This window comes from Ruegeria sp. YTSA108, assembly GCF_059610185.1.
The window spans coordinates 111,391-125,009 of record NZ_JBXWND010000001.1 but is presented as its reverse complement, the minus strand read 5'-3'; the positions used below and the strand labels follow the sequence as shown (position 1 = coordinate 125,009).

The 13,619-nt window shown below is 54.8% G+C and carries 14 protein-coding genes; 2 read left to right on the top strand and 12 right to left on the bottom strand.

What is annotated here, in order from left to right; translation table 11 throughout:
* Window positions 1–30: 30 nt before the first annotated feature.
* The gene (locus AC2FHW_RS00625) at window positions 31–900 is read left to right on the top strand and encodes an acyl-CoA thioesterase (RefSeq protein WP_271947120.1); all 870 of its coding nucleotides are present in this window, start codon (window positions 31–33) and stop codon (window positions 898–900) included.
* On the opposite strand, the gene AC2FHW_RS00620 is transcribed toward AC2FHW_RS00625, so the two are convergent.
* The 12 genes from AC2FHW_RS00620 to AC2FHW_RS00565 all read right to left on the bottom strand — a co-directional run bounded on the left by AC2FHW_RS00620 (window position 897) and on the right by AC2FHW_RS00565 (window position 12,661).
* Window positions 897–1,664, bottom strand: a complete 768-nt coding sequence (locus tag AC2FHW_RS00620) for an SDR family oxidoreductase (RefSeq protein WP_271947122.1) — start codon at window positions 1,662–1,664, stop codon at window positions 897–899. The genes AC2FHW_RS00625 and AC2FHW_RS00620 overlap by 4 nt on opposite strands.
* Window positions 1,665–1,785: 121 nt before the next feature.
* Entirely contained in the window at window positions 1,786–3,015 is a 1,230-nt protein-coding gene (locus AC2FHW_RS00615; protein WP_271947124.1) for an acyl-CoA dehydrogenase, read from the bottom strand.
* 121 nt (window positions 3,016–3,136) lie between these two features.
* Window positions 3,137–3,826 (bottom strand): phosphate regulon transcriptional regulator PhoB, encoded by a 690-nt coding sequence (phoB, locus tag AC2FHW_RS00610; protein WP_142633798.1) that lies wholly within the window; start codon window positions 3,824–3,826, stop codon window positions 3,137–3,139.
* Window positions 3,827–3,837: 11 nt separating this feature from the next.
* Entirely contained in the window at window positions 3,838–4,539 is a 702-nt protein-coding gene (gene phoU, locus AC2FHW_RS00605) for a phosphate signaling complex protein PhoU (RefSeq protein WP_271947126.1), read from the bottom strand.
* Window positions 4,540–4,555: 16 nt separating this feature from the next.
* Complete coding sequence (gene pstB, locus AC2FHW_RS00600; protein ID WP_142633794.1) at window positions 4,556–5,353, bottom strand: phosphate ABC transporter ATP-binding protein PstB; 798 nt, start codon at window positions 5,351–5,353, stop codon at window positions 4,556–4,558.
* Between the two features lie 12 nt (window positions 5,354–5,365).
* Window positions 5,366–6,727, bottom strand: a complete 1,362-nt coding sequence (pstA, locus tag AC2FHW_RS00595) for a phosphate ABC transporter permease PstA (protein WP_496821305.1) — start codon at window positions 6,725–6,727, stop codon at window positions 5,366–5,368.
* Window positions 6,724–8,196 carry a phosphate ABC transporter permease subunit PstC gene (gene pstC, locus AC2FHW_RS00590; RefSeq protein WP_142633792.1) on the bottom strand — a complete coding sequence of 491 codons (1,473 nt, stop codon included), beginning with the start codon at window positions 8,194–8,196 and terminating at the stop codon, window positions 6,724–6,726. Before pstC ends, pstA begins: the two co-directional genes overlap by 4 nt.
* A gap of 78 nt (window positions 8,197–8,274) precedes the next feature.
* Window positions 8,275–9,315, bottom strand: a complete 1,041-nt coding sequence (locus tag AC2FHW_RS00585; RefSeq protein ID WP_496821304.1) for a substrate-binding domain-containing protein — start codon at window positions 9,313–9,315, stop codon at window positions 8,275–8,277.
* A gap of 195 nt (window positions 9,316–9,510) precedes the next feature.
* Entirely contained in the window at window positions 9,511–10,557 is a 1,047-nt protein-coding gene (locus AC2FHW_RS00580; protein ID WP_142633788.1) for a sensor histidine kinase, read from the bottom strand.
* A 34-nt stretch (window positions 10,558–10,591) separates the two neighbouring features.
* Window positions 10,592–11,116 (bottom strand): gamma carbonic anhydrase family protein, encoded by a 525-nt coding sequence (locus AC2FHW_RS00575; RefSeq protein WP_142633786.1) that lies wholly within the window; start codon window positions 11,114–11,116, stop codon window positions 10,592–10,594.
* Window positions 11,113–11,754 (bottom strand): guanylate kinase, encoded by a 642-nt coding sequence (gene gmk / locus AC2FHW_RS00570; protein ID WP_142633784.1) that lies wholly within the window; start codon window positions 11,752–11,754, stop codon window positions 11,113–11,115. The genes AC2FHW_RS00575 and gmk overlap by 4 nt, the downstream gene beginning before the upstream one ends.
* A 16-nt stretch (window positions 11,755–11,770) precedes the next feature.
* The gene (locus tag AC2FHW_RS00565) at window positions 11,771–12,661 is read right to left on the bottom strand and encodes a YicC/YloC family endoribonuclease (protein WP_271947135.1); all 891 of its coding nucleotides are present in this window, start codon (window positions 12,659–12,661) and stop codon (window positions 11,771–11,773) included.
* A gap of 243 nt (window positions 12,662–12,904) precedes the next feature.
* On the opposite strand from AC2FHW_RS00565, the gene AC2FHW_RS00560 reads away from it, so the two are divergent.
* Entirely contained in the window at window positions 12,905–13,579 is a 675-nt protein-coding gene (locus AC2FHW_RS00560; RefSeq protein ID WP_416383910.1) for a PAS domain-containing protein, read from the top strand.
* Window positions 13,580–13,619 lie beyond the last annotated feature (40 nt).

The following is a 13,619-nucleotide window of genomic DNA, read 5'->3' as shown; positions in this document are numbered from 1 at the left end:
CATTCGCCAAGATTAATCGGAGTACCGCATATGACCGAAGCAGAGAGAGTTCTTCTGGATCTTCTGGACGTTGAAAGACTGGAAGTGGACCTGTTTCGGGGAACAGGGTCGGGCGGCGAAACACCTATGCGGATTTTCGGCGGTCAGGTCATCGCACAAGCACTAGCCGCCGCATATCGCACCGTCGACAACCGCCTATGTCATTCCCTGCACGCCTATTTCATCCGCCCAGGCGACCCAAGCATTCCCGTAATTTATCAAGTTGATAGGGCCCGTGACGGAGGTTCCTTCACGACGCGCCGTGTGGTTGCAATTCAGCATGGTAAGCAGATTTTAAACATGTCCGCCTCATTCCACATTCAGGACGAAGGTTGGGATCATCAGCACGACATGCCTGAGATGGAAACGCCCGAATCCTACCCATCGAGATCAGAGCTCAAGAAGAAATATCTGGACAAAGTATCGCCCAGCTTTCGCGGAGAACTAACACGCGAGCGCCCGATCGAAGTCCGCGAGGTCGGCCATCTGGATCCTTTCAACCCAGAGAAATCGGATGACCGCAACCAGATCTGGTTCCGGATGGGGGCCGCGGCCAATGCCGATGCGGTCACGCAGCATCTGTTGCTGGCCTATGCTTCAGATATGTATCTCATGAGCTCGGGAATGCGCCCGCACGGCCTAAGCTGGTTTACTGGTGAGGTGAACGGCGCCAGCCTGGACCATGCGATTTGGTTTCACGCGCCGCTCAAGTTCGAGAATTGGCATCTGTATTCCATGGATTCGCCATGGAGCGGACGAGGGCGCAACTTCAACCGTGGATCAATCTATTCCGAAGATGGCGTTCTGGTCGCATCAGTTGCCCAGGAAGGCCTGATGAGGCGCCCTCAGAACAAAAGTTAAGTCTCTTCAATAAACATTTGATTTAACTTCTGCATTCCTGAAATCCACCTGTCATAATCTCCGGATTTATGGCGAATGTAGTCCAGAACCTGTGGATGCGGCAGTACCAGAAATTGCTCAGAAGATATTGCCTTTACGCAAGCCTCGGCAACATCTTCAGGTTCCAACATTCCGTCAATCGAAGCCACGGAAGTTTCGTGCCCGCGCGTCATATCGGACCGTACGGCTTGTGGGCAAAGTACCGAGACCCGCAAACCTTTGTGCCCATATGTAAGCGACAACCATTCAGCAAACCCAACGGCTGCGTGCTTTGTGACACCATATGGAGCTGCACCTGGCTGGTTCAGCAATCCAGCGGCTGAGGCCGTTGTCATGATATAGCCGCCGCCACGTTCGAGCATTCTGGGCACCAGATGCCGCGCGGTCCAAACATGTGACATCACGTTGATTTTCCAGATGCGATCCCAGTCTTCATCCGGAACCTCCAAACCACCAATCGTCAATATCCCGGCATTTGCACAATACAGATCGATAGGGCCAACCGAGCTTTCTACAGCTTCGATCAACTCGGCTGTATTAGCCTCAAGCGAAACATCACAATGGAATGAATGGCCGCCAATCTCTTTTGCGACAGCGTCTGCGCCGGTTTTGTTGATATCAGCGCAGACAACCGTGGCACCTTCACGAGCAAATCGCTGTGCCAAACCTTTTCCGATGCCATCAGCGGCACCGGTCACAACAACGATCTTTCCGTTCAATTCCATTCGATCCTCATGATGCAGTAGGTGTCAGGAACAGATCGTAAGGTATTGTGAGGATTTGAAAAGTTTCCCAAGCGCATTGGCATTAATTTACCATAATACCAATTACACGTATTCTGGAAACTTAGTAAAACGCCTGCAATCCCGTCTGTGCACGCCCGAGGATCAACGCGTGAACATCATGCGTCCCCTCGTAGGTGTTGACCGTTTCTAGGTTCACCATATGTCGGATGACCTGAAACTCTAGCGAAATGCCGTTGCCGCCGTGCATGTCACGCGCATGACGTGAAATATCCAGGGCTTTGCCGCAATTGTTGCGCTTAATGATCGATATCATCTCGGGCGCGGCTTCGGCCTTGTCCATCAGTCGCCCGACACGCAGGCTTGCCTGAAGACCCAGAGCAATTTCTGTCTGCATATCCGCCAATTTGCGCTGGAAAAGCTGCGTCTGCGCCAATGGCTTGTCAAATTGTTTCCGGTCCAACCCATATTGGCGCGCCGCATGCCAACAGCTTTCGGCAGCGCCCATAACACCCCAGCTGATTCCGTAGCGTGCGCGGTTAAGACATCCAAACGGGCCTTTCAGGCCCTGAACATGAGGCAGCAAAGCATCCTCGGTGACTTCGACACCCTCCAGCACAATTTCACCGGTGATCGAGGCGCGTAGGCTCAGCTTGTTCTGGATTTTCGGCGCGCTCAGACCTTTGAGGCCTTTTTCAAGGACAAAACCACGGATCTTTCCGTCATGTGCATCAGATTTGGCCCAAACAACAAACACATCCGCAATCGGGGCGTTCGATATCCACATCTTGCTGCCAGATAGACGATATCCACCGTCGATCTTTTCCGCACGCGTTTTCATACCTGCCGGATCAGAGCCCGCATCAGGTTCGGTCAGACCAAAACATCCGATCCATTCGCCGCTGGCCAGTTTCGGAAGGTATTTCCGGCGCTGCTCCTCGCTGCCATAGGCATAGATCGGATACATCACCAACGAGCTTTGTACAGACATCATCGAGCGATAGCCCGAATCCACGCGTTCCACTTCTCGGGCGACAAGGCCGTAAGAGACATATCCGCCCCCTAGCCCGCCGTATTCTTCCGGGATCGTAGTGCCCAGCAGACCCATTTCACCCATTTCACGAAAAATCTCGGGGTCAGTTTCTTCGTTCTGAAATGCTTCTGTCACCCGCGGCTGAAGCTTTTCCTGCGCATAGGCTTGCGCACTGGCCGCAATCATACGTTCGTCTTCGTCTAGCTGGTCTGACAGGCGGAACGGATCATCCCAGGCGAACTGGCCCATGTCAGGCACATCTTTGGCGCGTAATGTCGGCTTGGTGTCAGGGGCATTCATGGTGCGTCTCCGCTTTGTCAGCTTCGCGGCAAACTAACCCGTCGGCCCGTCAAAAAACAGTAAGAGTTTCGCATCCACCCTTGAGTAAAACTCATAGCTTGCATCCGCCTGCCCCACGCGTTCAACCCAGCGCGTATCCCGCACCGCGAACAGTGCGAACCGGATCATCTCCACCATACTGCGTTAGTGCTTTGCGTAAGCGGCCGATATGAACGTCGACCGTTCGTGTATCGACATAAATATCCCGCCCCCAGACGCGATCCAATAGCTGTTCTCGGCTCCAGACGCGGCCCGGCTTTTCCATGAATGTGCTCAGCAAGCGAAATTCGGTTGGGCCAAGCTTTAGTGGTTTGCTGTCGCGGCTGACCTTATGAGTTTCAGAATCCAAAACGATGTCTGCGAATTCCAGCCTAATTCCTACAGTCGCAGGCCGGACACGCCGCAACTGGGTGCGTACCCGGGCCATAAGCTCGACAATCGAATAGGGTTTGACCACATAGTCATCAGCCCCGGTTTCCAGACCTCGTACTTTGTCGATTTCTTCCGACCGGGCCGACAACATGATAATTGGAATCGACCGCGTGTCGGAGCGGGTTTTCAGCCGGCGGCAAACCTCGATCCCGCTGAGATTGGGCATCATCCAGTCCAGTACGATAATGTCCGGACTGTCTTCATCGACCAGCAACATGGCCTCTTCACCATTGGCTGCTTTGGATACGCGAAAGCCTTCTGCCTCGAGATTATAGGCCAGGACTTCGCGCTGAGCCGGCTCATCCTCGACAACCAGAACGGTCGGTTGATCAGCGGACATTCTCAAATCTCCTAGACGGATTGCGATGTAAAATCGGCTTTGGGACGCGCTTCTGTCGGGCGCTCTCCGGTCACCAGATAAACGACCTGCTCGGCAATCGCCGTCACATGATCGCCCATACGTTCTATATTCTTGGCGATGAAATGCAGGTGCATACAGGATGAGATGTTGCGTGGGTCTTCTGCCATGAAAGTCAGGAATTCTCGGAACAGACCATTATACATCTGGTCGACTTCCTCATCACGTTCGATGACATCCGCCGCCAGCTCAGCGTCGCGCTGGACATAGGCGTCCAAAGCGTCCCTGAGCATCCGCTCGACCTCACGTGCCATACGTCGCAAGGCGGCGGCACTGCCATTGATCTCACTGGTATTGACCAGGACCGTCGTGCGTTTGGCTATGTTCTTTGAATAGTCGCCGATACGTTCCAGGTTGGCGGAAACCTTCAATACCGATAGGACCAGACGAAGATCGCTTGCTGTTGGCGCACGCAGCGCGATCAAACGCGCCGTTTCTTCGTTGATCAGCTCTTCCAACGCATCAATGGCCTTGTCGCCCTGACGCACCTCTTGCGCGAGTTCGACATCGCGCGACTCAAGCGACCGTGCCGCGCTCATGATTGCGGCTTCGACGAGGCCGCCCATTTTCATGATATGCGCCTGAATGGCTTCCAGATCCCGGTCGAAGGCGGATGCGATATGTTGTTCTGTCATCTCTGAATACCTATGTTCAGCCGATACGGCCGGTGATGTAGCTTTCGGTGCGGGGATCTTCTGGGTTGGTGAAAATCTGTCCGGTTTCACCAAACTCGACAAGGTTGCCCAAATGGAAAAACGCGGTCTTCTGGCTGACGCGAGCGGCCTGCTGCATCGAGTGGGTAACGATCACCACCGAGTATCGCGACCGCAATTCGTCGATCAGTTCCTCGACCTGCGCAGTCGCAATCGGATCAAGGGCCGAGCACGGCTCGTCCATCAGCAGAACCTCAGGTTCCGTAGCCACCGCACGGGCGATGCACAGGCGCTGTTGCTGACCGCCGGACAGGCCGGTTCCGGGGGCATCCAGACGGTCTTTGACCTCATCCCAGATGGCGCCGCGGCGCAGTGATTTCTCAACAATCTCGTCCAGTTCAGCTTTGTTTCTGGCCAACCCGTGGATACGCGGGCCGTAGGCCACATTGTCATAGATCGACTTGGGAAACGGGTTCGGTTTCTGGAACACCATGCCGACCTTGGCACGCAGCTGAACCGGGTCGACGCGTTTGTCATAGATATCTTCGCCATCCAGCAGGATATCGCCCTCGACACGGCAGATGTCGATCGTGTCGTTCATCCGGTTCAGGCAGCGCAGGAAGGTGGATTTTCCGCAACCCGAGGGACCAATAAAGGCGGTGACGGTCTTGTCTTCGATCCTGACGTCGACGTCTTTGATGGCGTGATTTTCACCGTAATAAACCTGAACCTTGTTCGCGGCGATCTTGATGTCTTTGGCGTCCACGGTTCTCTCCACTCGTGTCATATCGTTCATAATTGACCCCATTTACCAGCGGCGTTCAAAGCGACGGCGCAGGATGACTGCGATTGCATTCATTGTTACCAGGAAAAGCAGAAGGATAATGATGCCCCCCCATGCGCGTTCGTAAAAGGCCGGGTCGGCGCGCTTGGACCATTCGTAAATCTGTGCTGGCATGGCCGAGTTCGGAGACAGAAAACCGTCCACTATTCCATCCGGCGGGTTCGAGGCGATAAAGCCCACCATCCCGATCAGCAGCAACGGCGCAGTTTCACCAAGCGCCTGCGCCAGGCCAATAATAGTACCCGTCAGGATGCCAGGTGCGGCCAGTGGCAACACATGATGAAACACTGCCTGCATTTTCGAGGCCCCTACCCCCAGCGCGGCGTCCCGGATCGACGGCGGCACCGCCTTTAGCGACGCGCGGGTCGAAATGATGATCGTCGGCAGCGTCATCAGCGTCAGAACCAGACCACCCACCAGCGGGGCCGAGGTCGGCAGGTGCATATAGTTGATGAACACGGCCAGGCCCAGAATACCAAATACAATCGAAGGAACGGCCGCCAGATTCGAGATGTTCACCTCGATGATATCGGTAAACCGGTTCTGAGGCGCGAATTCTTCCAGATAGATCGAGGCGGCGACCCCGATCGGTAAGGCCAGTGCCAACACGACCAGCATCATGAACAGAGAACCCAGCATGGATACTCCGATCCCGGCAGCCTCGGGCCGCTGATCGGAGGCGTCCGCCCCGAAGATAAAGTCAGGGTTGAACGCCTTGTACAGCACACCAGCAGCACGCAACTGATCCACGAAGTCCAGCTGTGCGACAGAGATGCTTTTGTCATTTGCGATGGACTGGCGTGTCACACGGCCCTTCAGATAGCCATCAACGCGGCTGTTCACCAAAAAGCGGAAGCTGACCGACGTACCGATCTCATCCGGGTTCGAAATGACGTAGTTGCGCAGGTCCGCCTGTGCGGATTTGGACAGGATTTGCCCCATCTCTTTGGGCGACAGATCGGACTGGATGCCCAGTTTCTGCACCTCAACCTCCAGTGCGGAGGCGATCAAAGGCGCGTATCCGAAGGTCGAAACCTTGCTGATATCCGCGATGTCACGGTTGCCCTTTTTGTCGAGCTTGTCTTCCTTCAGCTCAACCGTCAGCTCTAGGAAGCTTTGCTGAAAAGCGCCCGTACCGGCGGTGACGATATTAGTCACCAACACAATCAACATCACAAGACCGATACCAATGGCCGCGATACCGTACAATTTGAACCGGGTTTCGGCCGCATTGCGACGCTTGGTTTGTGTGTCCTGATTGAACAGCGAAGCCCCTTTGTGTTTAGCGGCAGATGCTGCGTCTTGTTTTTGGGACATGTCAGTCATTCATACTGCTCCCGGTATTTGCGCACGATATAGAGGGCGAAGATGTTCAGCCCCAGCGTGATGATGAACAGGGTCAGACCCAGGGCAAAGGCCACAAGAGTCTCCGGGCTTGCGAAATCAGTATCCCCGGTCAGCTGGCTGACGATCCTAGTGGTGATTGTGGTCATGGCTTCGAAAGGGTTTCCTGAGAATTTGGCAATCGCACCGGCGGCCATCACGACAATCATCGTCTCACCGATTGCGCGGCTGGCGGCCAACAAGATTGCCCCTACGATCCCGGGCAAAGCTGCCGGCAGGACGACCTGCCTGACAGTTTCGGAATGCGTTGCGCCTAGGCCTAGCGATCCGTCTCGCATCGACTGGGGCACCGCGTTGATGATGTCGTCAGAAAGTGACGACACGAACGGGATGAGCATGATGCCCATGACCAGACCCGCCGTGAGTACAGCGTTCGAACTGGCCATCCAACCAACGCCCAAAGCTCCCCCCTGCCCGAACACAGATACCAGTGCCGGACCGACCGTCAGCAGCGCGAAAAGACCGTAAACGATGGTTGGGATACCGGCGAGGATTTCCAGCAAAGGCTTGGCCACAGACCTTGCCACGCTCGAGGCATATTCGGAAAGATAGATCGCAGCGTACAGCCCAATCGGAACCGCAACCAGCAACGCGATCAGAGAAATATACAAAGTCCCCCACAGCAGTGGGAGGATCGACAGTTCACTTCCGCCCCGGAAGTTCGGGGCCCAGGTGCTTCCAAAGAAAAAGTCTTTCCACGAATGAAGTTCGAAGAAATTCATCGTTTCAAAAAACATGGACAGGACGATGCCGACTGTGGTCAGAACTGCGATCGAAGCGGCCAGCAGCAGCAGCGCCAGAATGCCTTGTTCGACAACATTTCGGGCGCGAAATTCTTTATGAGTGCGGATATAGGCAAATGAGGCCCCGATCAGCGTCACAACCAAAACCGCGATCTGCATCGCAATGTTTCCGCTTGCGCTCATCGAGCGATATTTCTGCGCCGCCAGCAGAATGGGTGCGGTTACCTCTTGCGTAATGATCTGGCCAGCCTCTTTCAGTCTCGCGGTCACATCGGCAAAATCCTCATGCGCGCTGCGGGCAAAGTCTTCGGTCATGGTGCCTGCGGCAACCGCGCCGTCCAGGCCGTTGGCGACCCGGCGCACTTCGCTCATCAGCAAGCCGCGGGTCGACCCCTCGGGGATTGCCGAGTCCGGCAGCAACCCAGAGGCAGAATTGCTAACGATCAAGGGCTGCACCAGCAACCAGGTGACCAACAAAACGAACCCCGGTATCAGAGCCGTCAGTGCGACGTTATAGCCGTAATAGGATGGAAGAGAGTGCAGATTGCGCAGGTTTCCGTCCGCGCTGGCCATCGCGCGGGACCGGCCCGCAAAATAGCCAAGAACAGCAATCGCCAGCAAAATGAGCAGCAGCCAGGTTAGTGCCATGAGAACTCCGTCAAGCGGCAGGAGTGGATTTAAGAAAACCGGGGCGTAGACACCGCCCCGGTTCAGTCGTGTGAAAGCTTAGGAACCGCCGCCCAAAGTGGTTTCGCTGGCTACGATTTCCTGAACCTTGACCAGCTCTGGGTCTGATACGAGACCGTATGCAGCCAGAGGGCCATCGGGGCCTGCAACCTCGTCAGCGACGAAGAACTCTGCATATTCTTTCAGCCCGGGGATAACGCCGATATGCGCTTTTTTCACATAGAAAAACAGCGGGCGCGATACCGGGTATTCGCCAGTTGCGATGGATTCGGTCGAAGGCACGATGCCTGCCATGGTCGCAACCTGCAGTTTGTCGGTGTTGTTTTCGTAGAACGCCAGACCAAAGACGCCGATGCCGTCTTTGTTGCTGTCGATACGCGCCAGGGTCTCGGTATAGTCACCGTCGATGTCGACCGAAACGCCATCCGTACGCAGAGCGATACAGGCTTTTTCAGCGGCTTTCTTGTCGTCGCCATTTGTGGCTTTGTAGACATCAAAGTCACCCAGATGCTCACAACCGGCCAGGATCACCTTGTCTTCGAACACTTCACGCGTGCCGTGCTTGGTGCCGGGGATGAAGGCTGCAATCGGCTGCGCTGGGAATGCAGGGTTCACGTCGGCCCAGGTCTTGTTGGGATTGTCGACCAGCTGGCCATCAACCACGATCTGAGCGGACAGAGCTTTGTACCAATCTTCCGGCGTGAACTCGAACGAGTTGCCGTTGATGTCGGATGCGAAAACGATGCCGTCATAGCCGATCTGAACTTCGATGATGTCGGTGACGCCGTTTTCGGCACAGGCTTTGATCTCTTTTTCACGGATCTGGCGCGAAGCGTTCGCTACGTCGATGGTGTTTTCGCCAACACCTTCACAGAACCGCTTGAGGCCGGCCGAAGATCCGCCCGATTCAACAACCGGGGTCTGGAAGTCAAAGTTTTCGCCAAAGGCTTCTGCAACGATCGAAGCATAGGGCAGAACGGTGGAAGAACCAGCAACCTGAACTTGATCACGCGCGGTGGCCGCAGTGGCCGAAACAGCAGCGATAGCCAGAACCGAAGCCGACAGTTTTACAAAGGACATTTCAGTCTCCTTGAGAAATATGTTTCTGGATCATCCTCATGATGATCTTGGCCGAACCTCTAAAAGTCGTGCGTAAGTCTTTTGTGACAAGTGTGTAACGGTTTCATGACATGTTTGGATTTTCAGCCGATACGCCACAGAACATATGCTGTGAAAGAAACAAAACAGATCCGACAACTGGCTTGATCCAAGCGATCAGCGCGGCAAAATCACTGTAAAAACAGTGCCTTTTCCAAGATCGCTTTCCACCCGCAATCTGCCGCGATGGCGGTTTAGAATATGTTTTACAATCGCCAGGCCCAACCCGGTTCCACCCAGTTGCCGTGACCTATGACTGTCCGCGCGATAGAATCGTTCGGTCAAACGCGATACATGCTTCGGGTCGATTCCAGGTCCCCTATCCACGATCTGAACGCGAACACCGGGACCACGCATAGCAGTATCGTGATCCGAAGATTTGACGCGAACTTCTACCCGACCACCGCTGCCGCCGTATTTAATTCCGTTCTCGATCAGGTTGGTGAATACTTGGAGCAACTGGTCGCTGTCGCCAACTAGCATTATTTTGTCTTCGGGCGCATCCAGGCTCAGCACTACATCCGCGTCATCTGCCAACGGGCGCAGAGAATTGAGGGTCGATTTAAGAAGTGCTGTCAGCTCAAGTTGTTCTTTCGGGCGAACCCGCTCTTCGCTTTCGACGCGGTTCAAAGACAGAAGATCACCGACAAGCCGGTTCATTCGATTTGCCTCGTCGTTCATGATCTGAAGAAAACGATCCCGGGCAGCCTCGTCATCTCGGGCCGGACCGCGCAAGGTTTCAATAAAGCCCATTAATGCCGTCAGCGGGGTCCGCAATTCATGGCTGACATTCGCGACGAAATCACGTCGCATCTGATTTGCTTGCTCAACATGCGTAACGTCCTGAAATACAGCAAGCAACGCACCGCCGGATACTGCACCGACCCCATTCATATACCGGCACTGAACTTCGAAAGTTGTATCCTGGGCACCGTCATTGGACAGGTGCCGAGTGTTGGACGTTCCCTTCGTGCGCAGGCTTTGTTCAATCGCTTCGATAACCTGCGGCTGTCTGAGGATGGTCGCGAAATGCCGCTGCAGGATATTCTGGCCCAACAACGTCTTTGCTTCGGTATTGACCGCAATAATCCGTTCCGTCTGGTCAACCATCAGCGCGGGCATCGGGATGGCAGTTACAATTTCTTCAAGTTGGTCGTTGGTCATAAAGGGGCAGTTCTCTTAGCAACGCAGTTGGACGCTAGGATAGCTCTCGCATTGTATCGCGAAAATGACGCATGTTTTCTTGATAATGCAAGGCGCTGAAGGTCAGTTTCTGGGCGGTTGCAGCGTCGATCTCGCGCACCACTTTGCCCGGTGATCCCATGACCAGAGAGTTATCCGGTATCTCTTTTCCTTCGGTCACCAAAGCCCCTGCCCCGATCAGACAGTTTTTGCCGATCTTGGCACCGTTCAACACGATGGCCCCCATTCCGATCAGGGTATTATCCCCGATCGTACAGCCATGCAGCATGACCTTATGCCCAATCGTGCAGTTCTTCCCGATGGTCAGAGGATACCCCGCATCAATATGCATCACGCAGTTTTCCTGAACATTGCTGCCCTCACCAACCCGGATTTCTTCATGATCAGCGCGAATCGTGCAGCCGAACCAGACCGAGGCCCCCTGCTCGAGCACGACTTTGCCGATCAGATTGGCGTCTGGGGCGACCCAGGTGTCCTCGTGGATTTCCGGTACATCAGAGCCAAGGGCATAGATGGTCATGACTGATCCTCGAATTCGTTTTGCAGCGTACGGACATGATCCTGAAGCTTGGGTTGCTGGATACGCCGCATTCGCTCGGCACTGACGATGGTTTTCAGCTTTTCTTCGGTCTCGTCCAGATCGTCATTGACCAGCACATAGTCGTAATATCCCCAATGACTGATCTCATCCCAGCTTTTGAGCATCCGCTTGGAAATAACCTCTTCACTGTCCTGACCGCGGCTTTCCAATCGGCGGCGCAATTCGGGGATCGACGGTGGCAGGATGAAAATCGACAGGGCGTGTTTGCCCAGATCCGAGTTCCTAATCTGCACCTCGCCCTGCCAGTCGACATCGAACAGAACGTCCTTGCCGTCATTGATGGACTCGCGAACTGGCCCAGCCGGAGAGCCGTAGAAATTGCCAAACACATGGGCATGTTCCAGCATCTGTCCCTCGGACACCTGCTGTCGAAAGGTATCTTCTGTCAGGAAATAATACTCACGCCCATGTTCTTCCCCAGGCCGGGGCGCGCGTGTTGTGGCCGAAACCGAGAACTCCAGATCCGTGTCCCATTGCATCAGACGCTTGGCCAACGTGGATTTCCCTGCGCCCGAAGGCGAGGACAGAATGATTAATAGGCCGCGTCGATCCGCCATCAGGGCGCTCCTGTCATTATTCTACGTTCTGCACTTGCTCGCGCATCTGATCTATTACCGCCTTCAACTCAAGCCCAACCGATGTCAAATCGGCGCTTTGTGCCTTGGAACACAGCGTATTGGCCTCGCGGTTGAACTCTTGCATCAGAAAATCAAGCTTGCGCCCCACGGCAGCATCCTGTGCAAGCAAATCGCGTGCGGCAGTGACATGGGCTTTCAGCCTGTCAATTTCTTCCGTTATATCCGACTTGACTGCGATCAGAGCCAGCTCCTGTGCAACCCGATCCGGATCCGCGCCTTGCGCATTATCCATCACGCGCTGCAGGTTTTCTTGTAAGTTTTCAGCGATTTTATCCCGGCGCTCTTCAGCGAGCTTGGCGGCTTGCTCCGTAAGGCTTGAAACCTGCGATAGCTGCGCCTCAAGCACATCGGCCAGGGCCCGGCCTTCGGATTCACGCATCTTAATGAAATCGCTCAGCAAATCGTCAAACGCGCCGATCAGATGTTTGACCAAGGGGGCCGGGTCATCCGCATCCCCACCGGTTTCCAACATGCCTTTGACAGCAATAAGCTCGGCCGCCGTCGACGGGGCCAGCGCTAGTCCCCGTTCTTCTGCCATCGTCTGCGTTCGCGCCAGAGCATCCAGAGCAGCGGCCATCGCAACTGGATTCAGCACAAGATCGGCTGTCGTTTCCTCGCGGCTCAGCTTGAGCGAAAGCGTCACATTCCCCCGGCCCAGGCTTTTCGAAATCCGCGAACGAAGCGCGGCTTCGAGCCCGGTGAGCCATTCAGGCACCCGCAGACGCATATCCAGCCCTTTGCCGTTTACGCTGCGCAACTCCCAGGTCCAGCTATGTGGACCATGTGTTCCCTTGCCCGAGGCAAATCCGGTCATGGATCTGATCATGCCTATCTTCTCCGCTTTGCCCGCCCAGTGTTCTTGTCCGCACCTAATGCCATCCTCGTGTGCAGGGCAAGAGTTTGCTGAGAATGACAGCGTCGGACAGAGGTTAACCATTCATTAAAGAATTACTCCAAAATTGACTCAACCCGTGCCAATCTCGTCTAGGCAAGTACCGACAAGGCGCAAAAGCTCCCGGTATCTTGCATTTTATGAAAATGACGGTCGATTGCAGTTAGGGTGATGAAAATGAAGATCTTTTTCGGTAACGGTTCCGGGACTAAATTTGGAAAGATCGTCGCAATGGATCGTTTTGACAGTGGGCGCAGTCTATCGCCCATACAACAGGCCGAAGCGTACTGGACAGCCTTGCTGCCCGGCGATGGTGTTCCTATGCGATCTCAGATCGACCCGCGCGGGCTTGAGAATATCCTGCCTAACACCTTCATCCTTGAACGCATTGCACCCGGTCTGGCCCGGTTTCGTCTGGCCGGCAGTCACTTGAACACACTGGCGGGTATGGAGGTTCGGGGAATGCCTCTGACCGCTTTTTTCGAACCCAGCGCGCGAACTCAGGTTAACGAAATCCTTGAACAGGTTTTTGCCGGTCCTGCCATTGCTGAACTTGAATTGGCCTCGACCGGTGGGTTTGGGCGCACGGATCTTCAGGCGCGAATGATCCTTTTACCGCTGAAAAGCGAATTGGGCGATGTCAGCCGTGTTCTGGGCGTCATGGTCAGTGTCGGGGCGATTGGGGCAACCCCCCGGCGCTTTGATGTAAGCCATCATAAACTGCGTGCTGTGTCAGAAATACAGGCGCCTCAACAACCGGTTCAGCCTGTTGTCGAAGGATTTGCCGAAGAACAACAAGAGTTCAAACGTCCCGGATTTCACCTTCGATTGGTCGTATCACGGGATAAGTAACGAGTAACGCGTATTAAATGTAAAGAAGGCGGGCCTATTA